Here is a 16,989-nt window from a genome sequence, read left to right as displayed (position 1 = left end):
GGCCATGACCTGGACCCGGAAGATCCTTCGCGTGAACCTCACGGCCGGCACCTGCAAGGCCGAGCCCCTGAACCTGGAATGGGCCCGCCAGTACCTGGGCCAGCGCGGCCTGGCCACCAAGTACCTGGTGGAGGAGACCGACCCCAAGGTGCTCCCCCTGGCCGAGGGCAACAAGCTCATCTTCGCCACCGGCCCCTTGACGGGCACCTCCGCCAGCACCGGCGGGCGCTACGCGGTGGTCACCAAGGGCCCCCTCACGGGCGCCATCGCCTGCTCCAACTCCGGCGGCTACTTCGGCGCCGAGATGAAGTTCGCGGGCTACGACATGATCATTTTCGAAGGGAAGTCGGAAAAGCCCGTGTACCTCCTCCTGGAAAACGATGAGGCCCGGCTGCTGGACGCCGCCCACCTGTGGGGCCGCACCTGCTGGGAAACGGAGGAGCTCATCAAGCATGCCCACCAGGACCCGCAGTTGCGGGTGGCCAGCATCGGCAGGGCGGGCGAGAACGGCGTCCTTTTCGCCGGCATCGTCAACGACCTGCACCGCGCCGCGGGCCGGTCGGGGGTTGGGGCCGTCATGGGCTCCAAGAACCTCAAGGCCGTGGCCATCCGGGGCACGCGCACGGACGCCTACGCCCCGGCCGATCCCGAGGGCTTCTTCAAGGCCGTGGCCGCGGCGAAGGCCGTGCTCGCGGGCAACGGCGTCACGGGCCAGGGCCTGCCGGCCTACGGGACCCAGGTGCTCATGAACGTCATCAACGAGGTGGGGGCCTTGCCCACACGCAACCACAGGGAGATCCAGTTCGAAAGCGCCCACGCCATTTCAGGCGAGGCGATGAAGCAGCCCAGGGACACCGACGGCAAACCCAACCTCATCGCCAACAACGCCTGCTTCGGGTGCACCATCGCCTGCGGCCGCATCTCGAAGATGGACAAGGGCCACTTCGCCGTGAAGGACAAGCCCCAGTACCACGGCGCGTCGGGCGGCGTGGAATACGAGGCCGCCTGGGCCCTGGGCGCGGCCTGCGGCGTGTCGGACCTGGAGGCGCTCACCTACGCGAACTTCCTCTGCAACGAGGACGGGTTCGATCCCATCACCCTGGGCACCACCATCGGCGCGGCCATGGAGCTCTACGAACTGGGCCTCATCAAGAAGGAGGAGGTGGGGTTCGGCCTGGAGTGGGGCAGCTCCGAGGCCCTGGTGAAGCTCGCGGAGATGACCGCCCAGGGCGTGGGCTTCGGGAAGGTCATCGGCCTGGGGTCCCGGGTGATGTGCACGTCGTATGGCCGGCCCGACCTGTCCATGTCGGTCAAGGGCCAGGAATTCCCCGCCTATGACGGCCGGGGCCTGCAGGGCATGGCCCTGGAGTACGCCACCAGCAACCGTGGCGCCTGCCACGTGCGCGGCTACATGGTCTCGCCCGAAGTGCTGGGCATCCCCCTGAAGATGGACCCCGGCGCGACCGAGGGGAAGGCCCCCATGCTCAAGGCCTTCCAAGACCTCACGGCCGTGGTGGACTCCGCCGGCATCTGCCTGTTCACCACCTTCGCCTGGGGCGGCCCGGACATCCAGTCCATGATCCAGCCCGCCCTGGGCGGGGACTGGTCCCTGGAGCGCCTGATGCTCCTGGGCGAGCGGGTGTGGAACCTCGAGCGCGCCTACAACCTCGCCGCCGGCCTCACGGGCAAGGACGACACCCTGCCGCCGAGGCTGCTCAACGAGCCCGCCCGCACCGGCCCCATGAAGGGAAAGGTCGCCGAGCTGGGCAAGATGCTGCCCGAGTACTACCAGGTCCGGGGCTGGACCCCCGACGGCGTGCCCACGCCCGAAACCGTCGCGCGCCTGGGGCTGTAGCATGCGCCACGTCATCATCGGCGCCGGCCCCGCCGGCGTCACCGCCGCCGAGACCCTACGCGGGGCCGATCCCGCGGGGCCGGTCACGCTCATCGAAGGTGAAGGGGAAATCCCGTACGCCCGCATGGCGATCCCCTACCTTCTCTCCGGCCGCATCCAGGAGCCGGGCCTTCGCATCCGTCCCCGAGAGGACCACTACGCCCGCATGGGCATCGACGTGGTGCACGGCCGGGTGCGCACCGTGGATCCGGCCGCCTCGACCGTGACCCTGGAAGGCGGCCGCGTCCTGGCCTACGACCGCCTCCTGGTGGCCACCGGCTCCAGGCCTTCGCTGCAGCGGATCCCCGGCATCGACCTGCCCGGGGTCCACACCTGCTGGACCCTGGAGGACGCCCGGGACCTCCTGCGCAAGGCCTCGCCCGGCACGCGGGTGGTGCAGATGGGCGCGGGGTTCGTGGGGTGCATCATCATGCAGGGGCTCGTGTCCCTGGGGGTGGACCTGACGATCCTCGTGCGCAGCGGGCGCATGGTCTCGCGCATGATGAACCCGGCTTCCAGCGCCATGATCCGGAGCTGGTGCGAGTCCCGGGGCGTGAAGATCCGGGTGGAAACCCTGCCCGAGTCGATCTCCGCGGAGGACGGCCACCTCGGCGTGCACCTTCCGGGGGGAGAAGTGCTCCCGGCCGATCTCTACCTCTGCCTGGTGGGCGTCAAGCCCGCCGTGGGGTTCCTGGAAGGCACCGGCGTGGAGGTCGGGTCGGGCATCCGGGTGGACGCGCGCATGGCCACCTCGGTCCCCGGAATCTTCGCCGCGGGCGACGTCGCGGAATTCGTGGACGTCGTCACCGGCGAGCGTTCCGTGAACGCCATCCAGCCCAACGCCGTGGAGCAGGGGCGCATCGCAGCCCTGGGCATGGCCGGGCGCAGGGCCGCGAGCCGGGGCACCTTCCCGTTCAACGTCCTGGACACCCTGGGTCTCAAGTCCTCCTCCTTCGGCGCGTGGCAGGGCCTGCCCGGCGGCGACGCCGTGGAGGTGTCGGACCCCAGACGCTACCGCTACCTCAAGCTGGAGTTCCTGGAAGACCGCCTGGTGGGCGCCAACGCCGTTGGCCACACGGACCACCTGGGGGTGCTGCGGGGCCTCATCGAAGGCAAGGTGCGCCTCGGCGCCTGGAAGGAGCGGCTGCGCAGGAACCCCGCCCTGCTCATGGAGGCCTACCTGGCCTGCGCGCTGAAGGCATGAACATCACCCTGAAGCTCTTCGCCACCCTCGCCGTCCACCTCCCGCCCGGGGCCCGCAGGTCCCATCAGGCGGAGGTGGACGTGGAGGCGGGGGCGACGGTGATGGCCGTCATCGAAGCCTTCCGCGTCCCCCCGGGGCAGTGCGCCCTGGTGCTGGTGAACGGCGTGTTCGTGGCGCCGGAGGCGCGGGCGGGCCGGGTCCTGGCCGAAGGGGATGTGCTGGCCATCTGGCCCCCCGTGGGCGGGGGCTGAGGGGGGCGCTTGTTGGCCTGCTTGAACAATCAGGTCTAGATAATCAGGGTCACGATCATTTGGTTTCCGTCTTTTTTCCGGTTCGGGTATGGTCGGGGCTTCCCCGGAGGCTCCCATGCGCCGTCTGGTCTTCGCCCTCCTGCTGGTCCCGCTGGGTATCACCATCGGTTGCGGATCCTCGGGTTCCTCGGCTCCGTCCGGTCCCACCCCGGCCCCGCCGCCGACATCACCCACCGACACCACCCCTCCGGCCTGCACCCTCACGTCGCCCGCAGCCTTCGCCACCGGGCTCACCGGCGCCCTGACCCTGGCCGCCACCGCCACGGACGACGTGGCCGTGGCCGCCGTGGACTTCCGCCTGGACGGGGCGGACCTGGGCACCGCCACCCAGGCGCCCTACACGTTCACCCTCCCGGATGCCGGCGCCTACGCTGCGGGGCAGCACGTGCTGGGGGCCCGCAGCCGGGATGCCGCCGGGAACGCCAGCCCCTGGTCCCAGGCCGTGGTGACCTTCGGCGGCGGCGCGGCCCTGCCGGCGGGCTTCACCCTGACCTCGCTCCCCGGCACGCTGTCGGCCGCGACCGTTCTGGGCATGGCGCCCGACGGCCGCATCTTCGTGTGCGAACAGGCCGGGGCCCTCCGGGTCTTCCGGAACGGCAGCCTCCTCGCCACGCCCTTCGCCACCCTGGCCACCACCGCCGCGGGGGAGCGGGGCCTGCTGGGCGTGACCTTCGACCCCGCATTCGGCACCAACGGCTACGTGTACGTTTATTACACCGCCACGTCCCCCGTGACCCACAACCGCGTCAGCCGCCTCACCGCCGACCCGGGGAACCCGGACCGCATGCTCGCCGGAAGCGAGACGATCCTGGTGGACCTCCCGGCCCTGGGGGCGGACAACCACAACGGCGGCGCCCTCCACTTCGGTCCAGACGGCAAGCTCTACGTGGGGGTGGGGGAGAACGCCGTGGGGGCCAACGCGCCCTCCCTGGTGAGCCCCCTGGGCAAGATCCTCCGGTACAACGCCGACGGCTCCATCCCGGAGGACAACCCCTTCTACGGCACCGCCTCGGGGGGGAACCGGGCCATCTGGGCCCGGGGCCTTCGCAACCCCTTCACCTTCGCCTTCCAGCCCGGGACCTCCCGCATGCACATCAACGACGTGGGACAGTCCACCTGGGAGGAGGTGGACCTGGGCGCCCCGGGTGCCGACTACGGGTGGCCCTCCACCGAGGGACCCACCGCCGCCCAGGGCCTCACGGGGCCCCTGTTCGCCTACGGCCACTCGGGCATCCCCCCCGGACAGCCCGCCAGCACGGGCACGTTCCTGGTGGGCCAGGCCATCCTGGGCGCCGCCTTCGATCCGCCCACCTCCACCTGGCCCGCCGGGTACCGGGGAAGCTACTACTTCGGGGACCTGGTGGGCGGGTGGGTGGCCCGGCTCCACCTGGCCAGCGGGACCGTGAGCCTGTTCGCCAGCGGGTTCGGGCAGGACATGCGAGACCTGGCCTTCGGGCAGGACGGGGCCCTCTACGTCCTGGTCCAGGACGGACTCAAGCGGATTGCCAGGCCGTAGACTCTAATCATGGTCCTTCTGGAAATGACCCTGTCCAGGGCGGAGTTCGACCGCTGCCTGCCGGCGGCGGCGGTGGACGGGCCCATCGTCCAGGACGGGGACGTCCTCCGGGGCGGGGAGGGCGCGCGCACCTGGGAAATCCGGGTCACGGCGCTGCCGCCCCTGGCCCTGGGAGCCCTGGCCCTGGAGCGGCTGCGGGTGGAGGTGGCGTTCGAGGGCTTCGCGGCCGCGGAAGAGGCCGCCTTCATGGACCGCTTCCGCGCCCACACCCAGCGAGGCGGGGGATAGGTCAGCCGCCGCTCATGAGGTGGATCACTTGCACCACCGCCCCGTCGGGGACGGGGGTGGTGGGGTAGTCCTTGGGCTGGACCAGGGCGCCGTCCACCTTGATGACCAGGAGCGGGAACTTGAAATTCCTCGCCCTCAGCACGTCCTGGACGGTCATTCCGGGGCTCCACGCCGCCTTGTCGCCGTTGACCGTGATCATGGTCAGCCGCCGTGGTTCTTCACGATCTCGACCACCTCGGGGAAGACGTCCAGGCCCAGTTCCTTGATGCGGGCCTGGGTGGGAACCCCATCGGGGGTCCAGCCGCGCCGGAGGTAGACGGCGTCCACGAGGCTGTTGTAGCGCTTCATGCGGTAGTCGCGGGTGATGGCGATCTTCTCGTCGGTGGTCCGGCCCGCGGGGTCCACGCCGATCTCCTCCAGCATCTGCTTGTCGTAGCGCTCGGCGCGGGATTCGTACTCCTCCCGGGTGACCGGGCCCACGGAACGGTAGGGCGGGATGTCGAAGGAGCGCAGGCCCTTGCCCATGCGGATGTTGAAGATGCGCTGGAAGTTGTAGACCTTGGCGCTCTGGTGGATCAACTCGTCCTTGTCGATCTTGATGCCCGTGGTGGCGGAGAAGACGTCCACGTAGTTCTGCACGTGCTCGGGGACTTTGGCGGGCTCGCTGGTGGAGGCGTTGTCGGAGGGGACCACGTCGTTCCAGGGGAGCTTGCAGAAGCCGTTGAGGCCGAACCAGGTGCGGAACAGGGGGAAGTAGTAGAGCGCCTCGGCCTTGTCCTCGAACGTGGGCAGCTGCTTGTTCACCATGTCCATGAAGATCAGCCAGGCCTCGTCGTGCTGGGGGCCCTTGTTGGTGAGGGCGTAGCCGCCCTGCTGGGCCAGGGACTCCTTGGACATGTACTGGCTGTATTCCAGGCCCTTGCACTCCATGCCGATGTCGGCCATGAGCTTGGGATCGCCCCACCCCTTGGCCTCGAAGATCGCCTTCATCTTGTGGATGCCCTGGCCCGCGATGAGGCCGAACCCTTCGCCCCGGGCCATCTGGTGCATCATCTCCAGGTCGGCTTCGGCGTTGCCCCAGGTGAGGTCCAGGCCGCCGGTGCGCTCCAGGTTCAGGATGCCGCGCTGGTAGCACTCCATGACGAAGGCGGTCAGGGTGCCCCAGGTGATGGTGCAGATCCCGTAGGTGTCGCAGTAGAAGTTCAGTTCCAGCAGGTAGTCGGGGTCGAAGACGCCGCTGTTGGAGCCCAGGCCCGCGGCGTTCTCGTACTCGGGGCCGTCCACGGTGACGGTGTGGCCCTTGTAGGGTCCGGTCTTGAGCACCAGGCCGTCGACGCCCTTGGCGCAGGCCATGGAGCACCCGTACCAGCACCCGTCCACGGTCTCCTGGGTGCATCGCGCCTGCCACACGGGGGAGGCGATCCGGTGCGTGTCGGGGTGGGAGCCGTACTGGAAGTTGTGCGTGGGAAGGAGGTCGTAGGCGTCCATGATCTCCACGATGTGCGCGGTGCCGTTGCGGCGCATCTTGCACTGGGAGTCGTCGTTGGTGCGCATCTCCTTGTGGAACTTGATGCCGGTGCGGGCGATGGTCTCGGGATCCGCGGGGTTGTTCAGGCCGCCCTTGACCACGGGGCCGCGGCACACGAGGGCCCGGATGCGCTTGTCCCGGAACACGGTGCCGATGCCGCCGCGACCGGCCTGCTTGAGGCGCACGCAGCCCCGGCGGTGGTCCCACCAGGAGAAGTTGAGCATGCCGATCAGGCTGTGCTCGGCGCCGGCGCCGGTGGACACCACGGAGATGTTCACGCGGTCCGCGTCGTTCTCCGCGTACATCCGGGTGAGGACCTCGGCCAGCACGTGGCTGTCCACGGGCTCCAGGGGCGCGGCCTCGATGCGGATGACGCCCTTCTGGCCGTCGATGAAGAGGATCACGTCCTGGTCGGCCTTGCCCTGGAGCTCCAGGGCGTCGAAGCCCGAGAACTTGAGCAGGGGGCCGAAGTAGCCGCCCACGTTGGAGTCCACGGGAATGTCGGTCTGGGGGGAGAGGGTCACCACCAGGGACTTGCCGCTGCCCGCATACTGCGTGGTGCCGGAGACGGGGCCGGGGCTGATGATGATCTCGTTGGCCGGGTCGTTCCAGCGGGTGGCGGGGGTGACCGCGTTCCACAGGTGCCAGAGGCCGAAGCCCCGTCCGCCCAGGAAGATGTCCTTCATCTGCTGGGTGACGGGCTTCTCCATGATCTCGCGGGTGCCCACGTTCACGTAGAGACTGCGGTTGTTGTAGCCCTTGTCGGGGAGGGTGGGGGTGAAGGTCGCCTCGGCCAGGAGCTTGTGGGCGGCCTGGATGGCCTCCATGCCCTCGTGGTATTCGGTGCGCTGGGTGAAGTCCACCTCGCAGCGGACGATGGGGGTGCTGGATTCCGGATGGCTCATCGTTCGTTCCTCGGTTCAGATGATGCGGGGGGCGGGTTCGGGAACTTCGACGATCTCCAGGGCGGCGTGGGGGCAGGCCTTCACGCAGATCCCGCAGGAGGTGCACTTGTAGGGTTCGATCCAGTCGGGGTTGCGCTCGAAGGCCTCCTTCTCGCAGAACCCGATGCACATGTAGCAGCCCACGCAGAGCTTCTTGTTGATCATGACCACGCCCAGCCGGTTGCGCTTGAGGGCCTCCGCAGGGCACACCACCACGCAGTCCCCGCACTGGTCGCAGAGGACCGCCGTGCCCTTGCCGTCGCCGTGGTCGCGGATGTGCAGGGCGGCCAGCGCGGGGTCGTCCACCTTGAACACCTTGGTGGCGCAATCGGATTCGCACTCGTGATTGCAGTCCCGTCCGTAGTTGCACTTGGTCAGGTCGATGCGCAGCTGTCTCATGCCCGGGCCACTCCCCTGGGGCAAACATCTTTCGACGGCATGTTGCCGTCGTGCGCCCCGGTTCAACGTACCTTGGCCTTTGCGGCTGAACAAGAAACCGGACGGAAATGTGATTTGGCTCACGGCTTTTCCCTGACAGCCGGAGTCGACTATTCCCCCGAGCTCAGGATGGCGCCCAGGCCTTCCCGAATCTCCTCCAGGTCGAACCGCACCGCCGACAGACGCTTGGCGTCGCCGGCCTTCCGGAGCGCCTTGCCCCACCCGGCCAGGAGTTCCGGCACCAGCAGGGCCTGGGTGTCGAAGTCGCTGCGGTCGCGGCCTCGCCGGGCGGGCAAGGATGCCCAGTCCGCCAGGAACGCGCTCAGGCCCCGGGACCAGATCACCCGCATCCACCCGTCCAGGTCCCGGTTCCGGCCCGAGGCGGCCAGGACCCGCCCCACCGCGACGCTGGCCAGGGCGGGGACGGGCCCGGCCAGGCCGTAGCCCCCCATGCGGGGCCAGGGTTCGAGGCCGGCCAGGAGGTCCTGGGGCGGCGGGATGCGGACATCCAGGGCCGACCACAACGTATAGGCTCTCCAGGCGTAGGGATTGGCTGGCCAAGCCTCCAGCCGCCGGGCGAGGGTTGCGCAAATGCGCCGGGCCACGGGGCCCCAGGTGGTGGGATCGGGCTTGAACGGAAGGGGTTCCAGGGACCCGCACGTGGCCTCGGCGTCGGCCAGGTAGAGCGCCTCCAGGGTGGGATCGGGGAGCTGCGGGCGCAGCAGGTCCATGCGTTCCCGCCTGGCGTCCAGACGGTCGGGATTGGCCTTGATGAACGCGCTGAGCGCATCCAGGCGGGGCGTGGCCTGGGCCCTGAGGGCCGCGTCCAGGGTCGCGGCGGAGGGGAGCCCCGGTCCGGTGGCCAGGAACCGGTCCCCCTGGAGCAGAACCCACCTGGGGCCCGGCTCCCAGCTGTGGGACTCCCGCAAGGCCCGGGCCTCGGCGGCGGTGAGAGGCGTCCAGGTGACATCCCCCGCCTCCCAGACCTTGAACCTCCCGTCGATCTGCACCCGGGCCCAGTCGATCCGGGCGTGGGAGCCCAGCATGGCCAGGCGCAGGGGCGGGGCTTCGGGCAGGGGCGGGTCCGGCAGCGGGGGCAGGGCGAGGGTTTCCAGGAACTGGGCGGCCTGGACCGGTGTCAGGGCCGGGGGAGGCGGAAGGCCATCCCGGGTTTCCGTGGAGGTGGCCACGACCCTCACACGGGCGGAGAGGCCCCGCCAGGCGGAACCGCTCCGGGCGCGCAGGTTCGCCGCCTCGGCCAGGGCTTCGTCGGCCCGCCCCTGGCGAAGGAGGGCTTCCAGCCGCAGCCCGCCCCACTCTACGAACATCCGGTTCACGTGGCGCCGGCCGAGCCGGCGCACCAGGGCGGGTTCGAGGTTGGCCTCCAGGAAGGACGCCGCCTCCCGGGCCAGGATGGCGGGGGCGTCCCGGTGGATCAGGCGGAGGAAGAAGGCCGTGAAGGGGGGCGGCCAGGGTCGCCCCGGCACCCCGGGCAGGGCGAGGGCCGCCGCCAGGGCGCCGGGTTCGGCCTCGGCGCCCTGGCGGAGATTGATGGCCATGTTCCACAAATTCAGGTCCTCGGGGTCCCGGGCCAGGAGCGGCCGGACCTGGGCGAGAAACCGGATGACCGCCGGGCCGATTTCCGGGTCCTGGTCCAGCTCCGCCTTGCCCAGGTTGTAGATGGCAGCCGGGGAGAGCCGTTCGCCTCCCGCTCCCAGGGACGCTTCGAAGCCTCTCAGGGCCGCCGACAGGTTCTGCCGCAGGGTGCCCAGGAGCCCGGGGCCCAGGCTGCCGGCTTGGCGGGCAAAAGCCGCATGGACGGCCAGCCCCTGAATGGCTTCCTGCCAGCCCTGGGAATCGCCCGGGTGGTCGCGCAGGTGGTCCCTGAGGCGGTCCCACTGGGAACGCCAGCCGTCGTCCTCCATCAGGGCCCGGACCCGAGCGGGCGTAGGCAGCCCCCGGCCCTCGGCGATGCGCAGGCCCGATGGCGCGAAAAGCGCCCAGTCCGGCGCCCCCGGAAGCCGGGCCATGACCGCCGCCACCTCCGCGGAAGGGGAAAGCGGGGTGAGGCCCTTGCGGTACTCGGCGCCCAGGCTGTCCTCCCCGAACCAGGCGAATTCGGGGGCCGGGAGGGCGGCCACCAGGACGTAGCTCTCCGGGGAACGCAGCGCGGCCACCGCCTTGACCACGGGAGCCCAGGCGTCCTGGGCCGGGAGGCAGGCCGTCGCAAGGAGCAGGGGCAAGCTTCGGAGGGTGGAACGCATGCCCTCCACGATGCCAGAGGAGCGGACGGCGCGCACCCCCACCGTGGGCGCTACCGCCGGAGGAGGTGCACCGCCGTGGCCTTGAACCGGGCCACCACCCGGCTCCCCTCGGCCAGGCCCAGCTCCTCCAGGGACACCGGGGTGACGTAGGCGGCCAGGAAGAAGCCGCAGTCCAGTTCCACCTTGAAGAAGGGGCCCCGGGGCACGATGCGGGTGACGGTGCCGGGAAAGCTGTTGCGGGCGCTGGAGTGGGCCTCGGCCTGGGCGGAAAGGGTGACGTTCTCCGGGCGGATGCCGATGCGTACCTCCTCGCCCGGGACGGCCTCCCCGGCGGCCACCACCACGCCGCCTCCCGCCGCCACCCGGAATTCGCCGTGGCCCGCGCCTTCCACCCGGCCCGACAGGACCGCCTCCATGCCCACGAAATCCGCCACGAAGGCGTCCGCGGGGCGGTTGATGACCTCGGCGGCGGGCCCGCATTGGACGATGCGCCCCTCGCGCAGCACGGCGATGCGGTCCGCCAGGCGCAGGGCCTCCATCTGGTCGTGGGTGGCGATGACGGTGGCAGTGCGGGTCTCCCGCAGGACCCCTGCCAGGTCGTCCAGGAGGGCCTCCCGGGTGGGGGGATCCAGGGCGGAGAAGGGCTCGTCCAGGAAGAGGATCTCCGGGCGCAGCACGAAGGCCCGGGCCAGGGCCGTGCGCTGGGCTTCGCCCCCGGAAAGGTTCCGGGCGGAACGGTCCAGGAGGTGGTCCACGCCCAGCCGGCGCGCCACGGCGGCCACCCGGGAGCCCCGTTCGGCAGCGGGTACCCCGTGGAGCTTCAGGCCGGATTCCAGGTTGGCCCGCACCGTGGCGTCGAAGAGGAGGGGGGCCTGGAAGACCATGGTCACCCGGCGCCGGTAGGCCTCGGGGCGCAGCGCCTCGCCCCGGAAGAGGAGGGTGCCCCGGGCGGGCTCCATGAGGCTGGCGAGGGTCTTCAGGAGGGTGCTCTTGCCTGACCCGTTGGGGCCGATGAGGGCCAGCACGCCGCCTTCCTCCAGTTCCAGGCCCGGCACCTCCAGGACCGGGACGTCCCCGCGCCGCACGAGGAGGTCCTCCACCCGCAGCAGCGCGGTCAACGGGGCCGCTCCCGCTGCTGGATGTGGGTCAGGACGGCGTTCACGGCGAAGGTGAGCGCCAGGAGGATGAGGCTGAGGGCGATGGCCACGTCGAAGTTGCCCTTGCCGGTCTCCATGACGGTGGCGGTGGTGAGCACCCGGGTGCTCCCCTTGATGTTGCCGCCCACCATGAGCGAGGCCCCCACCTCGGAGATGACCCCGCCGAAGCCCGCCATGACCGCGGCCAGGAGCGGCAGGCGCGCCTCGCGCACCAGGAGCCATAGCATCTGGAACCGGGTGGCGCCCAGGGAGAGGATCTGCAGGCGCAGGTCCGGGGGCAGCTGCTGGAGGGCGGCCACGCTGATGCCCGTGATGATGGGTGTGGCGATGACGGTCTGGGCCAGGATGATGGCCGAGGGCGTGTAGAGGAGCTCGAAGCCGCCCAGGGGACCGTTGCGCCACAGGAACATGGTCACGAACAGGCCCACCACCACCGGCGGCAGGCCCATGCCCGTGTTCACCAGGCTGATGACGACGCGCCGGCCGGGAAACTGGGTGAGGGCGAGAACGAGTCCCGCGCCCAGGCCCAGCACCAGGCTCGCGCACGTTGCCAGCAGGGTGACCTTCAGGGTGAAGAGGGTGATGCCCAGGACCTCGGGGTCCAGGGTGCGCAGAAGGTCAAAGGCCTTCCGGATGCCCTCCCACAGCAGCTCCAATCCTCATTCCTCGTCCATGAAAGGATAGGCGAAATCCCGGTGGGGGGCGAAGCACTCCTTGATGGTGCGGGGCGACGTCCAGCGAATGAGGTTCAGGAAGCTGCCGGCCTTGTCGTTGGTGCCCGAGGCCCGGGCGCCGCCGAAGGGCTGGTGGCCCACCATGGCGCCGGTGCACTTGTCGTTGATGTAGAAGTTGCCGGCGGTGTTGGCCAGGGCCTCGGTGAGGCGGTTGATGACGTAGCGGTTGCGGGCGAAGATGGCCCCGGTCAGCGCGTAGGGGCTGGTCTCGTCCAGGAGCTTGACCGTCTCGTCCAGCTTCGCGTCCTCGTAGACGTGGATGGTGAGCACCGGCGAGAAGATCTCCTCCTCCATGGTGACGAACTTCGGGTCGGTGGTGACGATGATGGTGGGCTCCACGAACCAGCCCCGGCTCTTGTCCCCGTGGCCGCCGTGGATGATCTCCGCGGCGGGGGACGCCTTGGCCAGCTCGATGTAGCGCATGGTGTTGTCGAAGCTGGCCTCGTCGATGACGGCGCCCATGAAGTTCCGGAAGTCCCTGGGGTCGCCCACCTTGATGCGGGCCATCATGCCGAGGATGAGCTCCTTGAGCTGGGGCCAGTGGGAAGCGGGGACGTAGGCCCGGGAGCAGGCCGAGCACTTCTGCCCCTGGTACTCGAAGGAGGCCCGGACGATGGCCGTGGCCACCTCCACCATCTCGGCGGAGTGGTGCACGAAGATGTAGTCCTTGCCGCCGGTCTCCCCCACGAGGCGGGGGTAGATCCGGTACTTGCCCACGTTGTCGGCCACGGTCTTGGACATGGAATTGAACACGCCCGTGGACCCGGTGAAGTGGAGGCCCGCGAAGGCGGGGTGGTCCAGGACGATCTTTCCGATGACCGAGCCCCGGCTGGGCACGAAGTTGATGACGCCCCGGGGCAGGCCGGCTTCCTTGTAGAGCTGCATCAGGTAGTAGTTGGAGAGGATGGAGGTGCTGGCGGGCTTCCACACGACGGTATTGCCCATGAGGGCGGGGGCGGTGGCGAGGTTGGCGCCGATGGCGGTGAAATTGAAAGGCGACACCGCGAAGACGAAGCCCTCCAGGGCCCGGTAGTGCACCCGGTTCCAGGTGTGGGTGTTGCTCTCGGGCTGCTGCCGGTAGATCTGCTCCATGAACTTGGCGTTGTACCGGAAGAAGTCCGCGGTCTCGCAGGTGGAGTCGATCTCCGCCTGGTGCGCGGTCTTGGACTGGTTGAGCATGGTGGCCGCGTTGAGGATATAGCGGTACTTGGTGGAGATGAGGCTGGCCATGCGGTTGAAGATGGCCGCGCGCTCCTCCCAGGGGGTGTTCTCCCATTCCGCCTTGGCGTCCAGCGCCGCCTGGATGGCGAGCCGGATCTCGGCCTCGCCGGCCTCGTGGTACTGGGCGAGCACGTGCCCGTGCTCGTGGGGGCACACGGCCTTCTGCAGGCGTCCGGTGCGCACCTCCTCGCCGCCGATGATGAGGGGGATGTCGACGACCTGGTGGTACTGGCGGTCCAGCTCGGCCTTGAGCAGGGCCCTTTCGGGGCTGCCCGGGGCGTAGGAGAACGCAGGCTCGTTGAAGGCTTCGGGGAGATTGAAGATGGCGTTGGTCATGGGTCCTTTCCCGGGTCCTTGGGGATGTTCCCAGTCTAGGGACCCCTAAATAACAGCCCTAGTTGTCCTTTTTGCCCGCGTCGGGGAAGAACAGGGGAGAGCCGAAGTGATCCTTCCCGAAGGTGCGGATCACCTCCTGCGCGGGGGCCGAAACGAGGAAGGCCGCGAAGGCCTTGCCCCCCGCCGCGTTGACCTTGGGGAACTTGGCCGGGTCGATCTCGATGACGTGGTAGATGTTGGCCAGGGACGCGTCGCCCTCGGAGACGATGGCCAGGCCCAGGTTCTTGCGCATGGCCAGGAAGGTGCCCCGGTCGGAGAGGGTGTAGGCCTTCTTCTCGGAGGCGACGTTGAGCGTCTGGCCCATGCCCTGGCCCGTCTCCAGGTACCAGGGCTTCCCGGCGGGGTCGATGCCCGCGCCCTTCCAGAGCTTCTTCTCCTGGGCGTGGGTGCCGGACTGGTCGGCCCGGGAAACGAACGTGAAGGAACCCGCGGCCAGCTTCCGGAAGGCCGCGGCGGCGCCCGGGGCGGCCTTCAGGCCGGCGGGGTCCGCCTGGGGGCCCAGCACGACGAAGTCGTTGTGCATGACCAGCTTGCGGTTGAGGCCGGGGCCGTCGGCCATGAAGGCCTTCTCCGCTTCGGGGGAATGCACCAGGAGCACGTCCGCCTCGCCCTTGCGGCCCATGGCGATGGCCTGGCCGGATCCCACGGCGATGGTCTTGACCTGGAAGCCGGTCTGCTTCTGGAACATGGGCACCAGGACATCCAGCAGGCCGGAGTCCTGGGTGCTGGTGGTGGTTGCGAGGATCACGCTGCGCTGGGCGAAGGCGGCGGGCCCCAGGCAGAGGATCGTCCCGGCCAGCAACGTCAGGAACCGGTTTTTCATGGAAGCCTCCGATCACGGCCGCCCCGGGGGGATGGGAACCGCACCCCTCGTATGGGGGCGCTAGGGCGCGGATCCATCCCGGCCCCGGGGCGGGCCGGTGCCCCGATGGTTGCACGTGTATATAGCGGATGGCAAGTCAGACGTGGCGCCCGGGCTCTGCCCCGGCACCACGTGCATGTCAGTCGGGCTGAATCCCCCCCGGAAGGCCCAGGAGGCGCTGGTATTCCCGGACGGAATGGCGCACGGCGTCCCAGGCCAGGGCCTGCAGGGCCCGGTAGCGCTTTACGGCCTCCAGGCCCAGGTCCGTGAGCACCGCGCCCCCGCCCTTGGGGCCGCCCAGCCGGGTGGCCACGACGGGTTCCTTGAAGCAGGCGTTCATCTCGTCCACCAGGAGCCAGGCGCGGCGGTAGCTCATGCCGAGCTTCCGCCCGGCGGCGGAGATGGAGCCGGTCGCCTGGATGGCCTCCAGCAGGTCGGCCTTGCCGGGGCCCATGGCGTAGCGCTCCCCCATGGGGATGCCGACGCTGACGATCTTCCTGGCCGAGGTATTCATCGTTTCCAGGGTAGCCCCCGGGCGGAATCCCGTCCATGCGCCCGGACATGAACGGGGGGGAACGCGCGCGGTGCCCGGGCAGGGCCGGGGCACCACGTCTGATACCATGGTCGGCGCGAGGAACGTGAGGATGCTCGGATACCTGGAGGCCCTGAAGCTGGTGCTGGAGCGCGCGGAGCCCCTGCCGCCCCGGCGGGTCCCGCTTCTGGAAGCCCTGGGGCTGGCCGCGGCGGAGGACATCCGTGCGGCCGAGCCGGTGCCGCCCTTCACCAATTCGGCCATGGACGGCTTCGCTCTGCGGTGCGGGGACGCGGCCCCGGGGCGCCTGCCGGTGGCCGGCACCGTTCCGGCCGGCATGGCCGAGGTGCCGCCCCTGGGGCCCGGGGAGGCCCTGCGCATCATGACCGGCGCCCCGATGCCGGCGGGCGCCGATGCCGTCGTGCCCATCGAGTTCGTGCGGGTGGAGGACGGCTGGGTGGTTCTTTCCGGGACCCCCCGTCCCGGCGCCAACATCCGCCTGGCGGGGGAGGACATCCCCGCCGGGGGCCTGGTGGTGTCCGCTGGCGCGGTGCTGCGGCCGGCCGAGGTGGGGGTCCTGGCCGCCATCGGCTGCCCCGAGGTCCCGGTGCGGCCCCGGCCCCGGGTGGCCGTCATCACCACGGGCAACGAGCTGGTGGACGCGGGGGATCGCCCCGGTCCCGGCCGCATCCGGGACGCGAACATCCATTCCCTTTGCGCCCAGGCCCTGGCCGCCGGGGCCATCCCCCTCCCCCGCCCCCGGGTGGAGGACAGCCGGGAGGCGGTGGCCCGGGCGGTGCGCGAAGCCCTCGACGAGGCCGACGTGGTGCTCACCAACGGCGGGATCTCCGTGGGGGACTTCGACTACATCAAGGCGGTGCTGGAGGACCACGGGGCCGAGCGGATCTTCTGGAAGGTGGCCCAGAAGCCGGGGAGTCCCCTGGGCTTGTGGGTCCACAAGGGCCGGCTCATCTTCGGCATCCCGGGCAACCCGGTGGCGGCCATGCTCATGTTCGAGGCCTACGTGCGGCCCGCCCTGCGGCGCATGATGGGGTACCGGAACCTGCACCGCCCCGAGCGGGCCGGGATCCTGGAGGCGGCGTGGAAGCGCAGCGGGGATCCCATGCGCACCGAGTTCCTGCGGGTGGTGGCCGGCCCCGGCGGGAAGGTGGCCCTGGCCGGACCCCAGGGCTCCGGGATCCTCTCGGGCATGATGCGGGCCAACGCCCTGGCGCTGATCCCCGAAGGCCCCACCGTCCTGGAGGCGGGCAGCGAGGTGCTGCTCCAGCTCATCGACGAGGCGGAGGACCATTGAACGAAGGATCCGCCCTCCCCTGGGCCCGGCCGTTCCAGGTGGGCCTGCGCACCATCCACATCCTGGCCATGGCCCTCGTCCTGGGGGGGGTCGCCCTGGGGGCCGGCCACGACCGGTTGAAGACGTCCATCGTGGCCACCGTCCTCAGCGGCGCCCTCCTGTTCGCCCTGGACCTGGCCAAGGGCACCACGGTGATCCACCACGCCAGCGGCGTGGCCGTGCTCGTGAAGCTGGCCCTCCTGGGCGTGGGCAACCTGCTGCCCCAGCAGCGCCTGGGGTGGTACCTTGCCGCCACGGCCGTGGCCTCCATCGGCTCCCACATGCCGGGCAGCTGGAGGCATTTTTCACTCATCCATGGGAACGTGGTCAGACGCTAGAGGGACGG

The 16,989-nt window shown here is 70.2% G+C and carries 16 protein-coding genes; 7 read left to right on the top strand and 9 right to left on the bottom strand.

Features of this window, described 5'->3' with window-relative positions:
- Positions 1-4 precede the first annotated feature (4 nt).
- The 5 genes from ACZ5LB_RS14470 to ACZ5LB_RS14450 all read left to right on the top strand — a co-directional run bounded on the left by ACZ5LB_RS14470 (position 5) and on the right by ACZ5LB_RS14450 (position 5,213).
- On the top strand, positions 5-1,855 hold the full coding sequence (locus tag ACZ5LB_RS14470) for an aldehyde ferredoxin oxidoreductase family protein (RefSeq protein ID WP_464602917.1): 1,851 nt from the start codon (positions 5-7) through the stop codon (positions 1,853-1,855).
- A gap of 1 nt (position 1,856) precedes the next feature.
- Positions 1,857-3,098, top strand: a complete 1,242-nt coding sequence (locus ACZ5LB_RS14465; RefSeq protein WP_464602916.1) for an NAD(P)/FAD-dependent oxidoreductase — start codon at positions 1,857-1,859, stop codon at positions 3,096-3,098.
- Positions 3,095-3,349 carry a sulfur carrier protein ThiS gene (thiS, locus tag ACZ5LB_RS14460; RefSeq protein WP_464602915.1) on the top strand — a complete coding sequence of 85 codons (255 nt, stop codon included), beginning with the start codon at positions 3,095-3,097 and terminating at the stop codon, positions 3,347-3,349. The genes ACZ5LB_RS14465 and thiS (ACZ5LB_RS14460) overlap by 4 nt, the downstream gene beginning before the upstream one ends.
- A gap of 115 nt (positions 3,350-3,464) precedes the next feature.
- The gene (locus tag ACZ5LB_RS14455; protein ID WP_464602914.1) at positions 3,465-4,925 is read left to right on the top strand and encodes a PQQ-dependent sugar dehydrogenase; all 1,461 of its coding nucleotides are present in this window, start codon (positions 3,465-3,467) and stop codon (positions 4,923-4,925) included.
- Between the two features lie 9 nt (positions 4,926-4,934).
- A complete protein-coding gene (locus ACZ5LB_RS14450) occupies positions 4,935-5,213 on the top strand; it encodes a hypothetical protein (RefSeq protein WP_464602913.1) in 279 nt (92 codons plus the stop codon).
- Between the two features lies 1 nt (position 5,214).
- Here the strand turns inward: ACZ5LB_RS14450 and thiS (ACZ5LB_RS14445) are convergent, their stop codons facing one another.
- The 9 genes from thiS (ACZ5LB_RS14445) to ACZ5LB_RS14405 form a co-directional block, all read right to left on the bottom strand.
- The gene (thiS, locus tag ACZ5LB_RS14445; protein WP_464602912.1) at positions 5,215-5,412 is read right to left on the bottom strand and encodes a sulfur carrier protein ThiS; all 198 of its coding nucleotides are present in this window, start codon (positions 5,410-5,412) and stop codon (positions 5,215-5,217) included.
- Between the two features lie 2 nt (positions 5,413-5,414).
- A complete protein-coding gene (locus tag ACZ5LB_RS14440) occupies positions 5,415-7,568 on the bottom strand; it encodes an aldehyde ferredoxin oxidoreductase family protein (protein ID WP_464606317.1) in 2,154 nt (717 codons plus the stop codon).
- 93 nt (positions 7,569-7,661) lie between these two features.
- A complete protein-coding gene (locus ACZ5LB_RS14435; protein WP_464602911.1) occupies positions 7,662-8,084 on the bottom strand; it encodes a 4Fe-4S binding protein in 423 nt (140 codons plus the stop codon).
- A gap of 149 nt (positions 8,085-8,233) precedes the next feature.
- Positions 8,234-10,387, bottom strand: coding sequence for a hypothetical protein (locus ACZ5LB_RS14430; RefSeq protein WP_464602910.1), 2,154 nt, complete (start codon positions 10,385-10,387; stop codon positions 8,234-8,236).
- 50 nt (positions 10,388-10,437) lie between these two features.
- Entirely contained in the window at positions 10,438-11,505 is a 1,068-nt protein-coding gene (locus ACZ5LB_RS14425; RefSeq protein ID WP_464602909.1) for an ABC transporter ATP-binding protein, read from the bottom strand.
- Positions 11,502-12,200: an ABC transporter permease gene (locus tag ACZ5LB_RS14420; RefSeq protein ID WP_464602908.1), complete on the bottom strand. Its 699-nt coding sequence runs from the start codon at positions 12,198-12,200 to the stop codon at positions 11,502-11,504. The genes ACZ5LB_RS14425 and ACZ5LB_RS14420 overlap by 4 nt, the downstream gene beginning before the upstream one ends.
- A 3-nt stretch (positions 12,201-12,203) precedes the next feature.
- Positions 12,204-13,835 (bottom strand): L-glutamate gamma-semialdehyde dehydrogenase, encoded by a 1,632-nt coding sequence (pruA, locus tag ACZ5LB_RS14415; protein WP_464602907.1) that lies wholly within the window; start codon positions 13,833-13,835, stop codon positions 12,204-12,206.
- A 58-nt stretch (positions 13,836-13,893) separates the two neighbouring features.
- A complete protein-coding gene (locus tag ACZ5LB_RS14410) occupies positions 13,894-14,718 on the bottom strand; it encodes an ABC transporter substrate-binding protein (RefSeq protein ID WP_464602906.1) in 825 nt (274 codons plus the stop codon).
- Positions 14,719-14,896: 178 nt separating this feature from the next.
- On the bottom strand, positions 14,897-15,271 hold the full coding sequence (locus tag ACZ5LB_RS14405) for a winged helix-turn-helix domain-containing protein (protein WP_464602905.1): 375 nt from the start codon (positions 15,269-15,271) through the stop codon (positions 14,897-14,899).
- 130 nt (positions 15,272-15,401) lie between these two features.
- Between ACZ5LB_RS14405 and ACZ5LB_RS14400 the strand changes: the two genes are divergently transcribed.
- Positions 15,402-16,604, top strand: coding sequence for a molybdopterin molybdotransferase MoeA (locus ACZ5LB_RS14400; RefSeq protein WP_464602904.1), 1,203 nt, complete (start codon positions 15,402-15,404; stop codon positions 16,602-16,604).
- Positions 16,601-16,981 carry a hypothetical protein gene (locus ACZ5LB_RS14395; RefSeq protein WP_464602903.1) on the top strand — a complete coding sequence of 127 codons (381 nt, stop codon included), beginning with the start codon at positions 16,601-16,603 and terminating at the stop codon, positions 16,979-16,981. The genes ACZ5LB_RS14400 and ACZ5LB_RS14395 overlap by 4 nt, the downstream gene beginning before the upstream one ends.
- Positions 16,982-16,989: the final 8 nt, after the last annotated feature.

This window comes from Mesoterricola sp. MK458, from assembly GCF_055384935.1.
The sequence above is the reverse complement of the archived record's forward strand: the minus strand, read 5'-3'. Positions and strand labels throughout refer to the sequence as shown.

Excerpts from the sequence above, each read along its gene's own strand:
- ACZ5LB_RS14470 (WP_464602917.1), top strand. The coding sequence starts at position 5 with ATGACCTGGACCCGGAAGATCCTTCGCGTGAACCTCACGGCCGGCACC.
- ACZ5LB_RS14465 (WP_464602916.1), top strand. The coding sequence starts at position 1,857 with ATGCGCCACGTCATCATCGGCGCCGGCCCCGCCGGCGTCACCGCCGCC.
- thiS (WP_464602915.1), top strand. The coding sequence starts at position 3,095 with ATGAACATCACCCTGAAGCTCTTCGCCACCCTCGCCGTCCACCTCCCG.
- ACZ5LB_RS14455 (WP_464602914.1), top strand. The coding sequence starts at position 3,465 with ATGCGCCGTCTGGTCTTCGCCCTCCTGCTGGTCCCGCTGGGTATCACC.
- ACZ5LB_RS14450 (WP_464602913.1), top strand. The coding sequence starts at position 4,935 with ATGGTCCTTCTGGAAATGACCCTGTCCAGGGCGGAGTTCGACCGCTGC.
- thiS (WP_464602912.1), bottom strand. The coding sequence starts at position 5,412 with ATGATCACGGTCAACGGCGACAAGGCGGCGTGGAGCCCCGGAATGACC.
- ACZ5LB_RS14440 (WP_464606317.1), bottom strand. The coding sequence starts at position 7,568 with ATGGAGGCCATCCAGGCCGCCCACAAGCTCCTGGCCGAGGCGACCTTC.
- ACZ5LB_RS14435 (WP_464602911.1), bottom strand. The coding sequence starts at position 8,084 with ATGAGACAGCTGCGCATCGACCTGACCAAGTGCAACTACGGACGGGAC.
- ACZ5LB_RS14430 (WP_464602910.1), bottom strand. The coding sequence starts at position 10,387 with ATGCGTTCCACCCTCCGAAGCTTGCCCCTGCTCCTTGCGACGGCCTGC.
- pruA (WP_464602907.1), bottom strand. The coding sequence starts at position 13,835 with ATGACCAACGCCATCTTCAATCTCCCCGAAGCCTTCAACGAGCCTGCG.
- ACZ5LB_RS14410 (WP_464602906.1), bottom strand. The coding sequence starts at position 14,718 with ATGAAAAACCGGTTCCTGACGTTGCTGGCCGGGACGATCCTCTGCCTG.
- ACZ5LB_RS14405 (WP_464602905.1), bottom strand. The coding sequence starts at position 15,271 with ATGAATACCTCGGCCAGGAAGATCGTCAGCGTCGGCATCCCCATGGGG.
- ACZ5LB_RS14400 (WP_464602904.1), top strand. The coding sequence starts at position 15,402 with ATGCTCGGATACCTGGAGGCCCTGAAGCTGGTGCTGGAGCGCGCGGAG.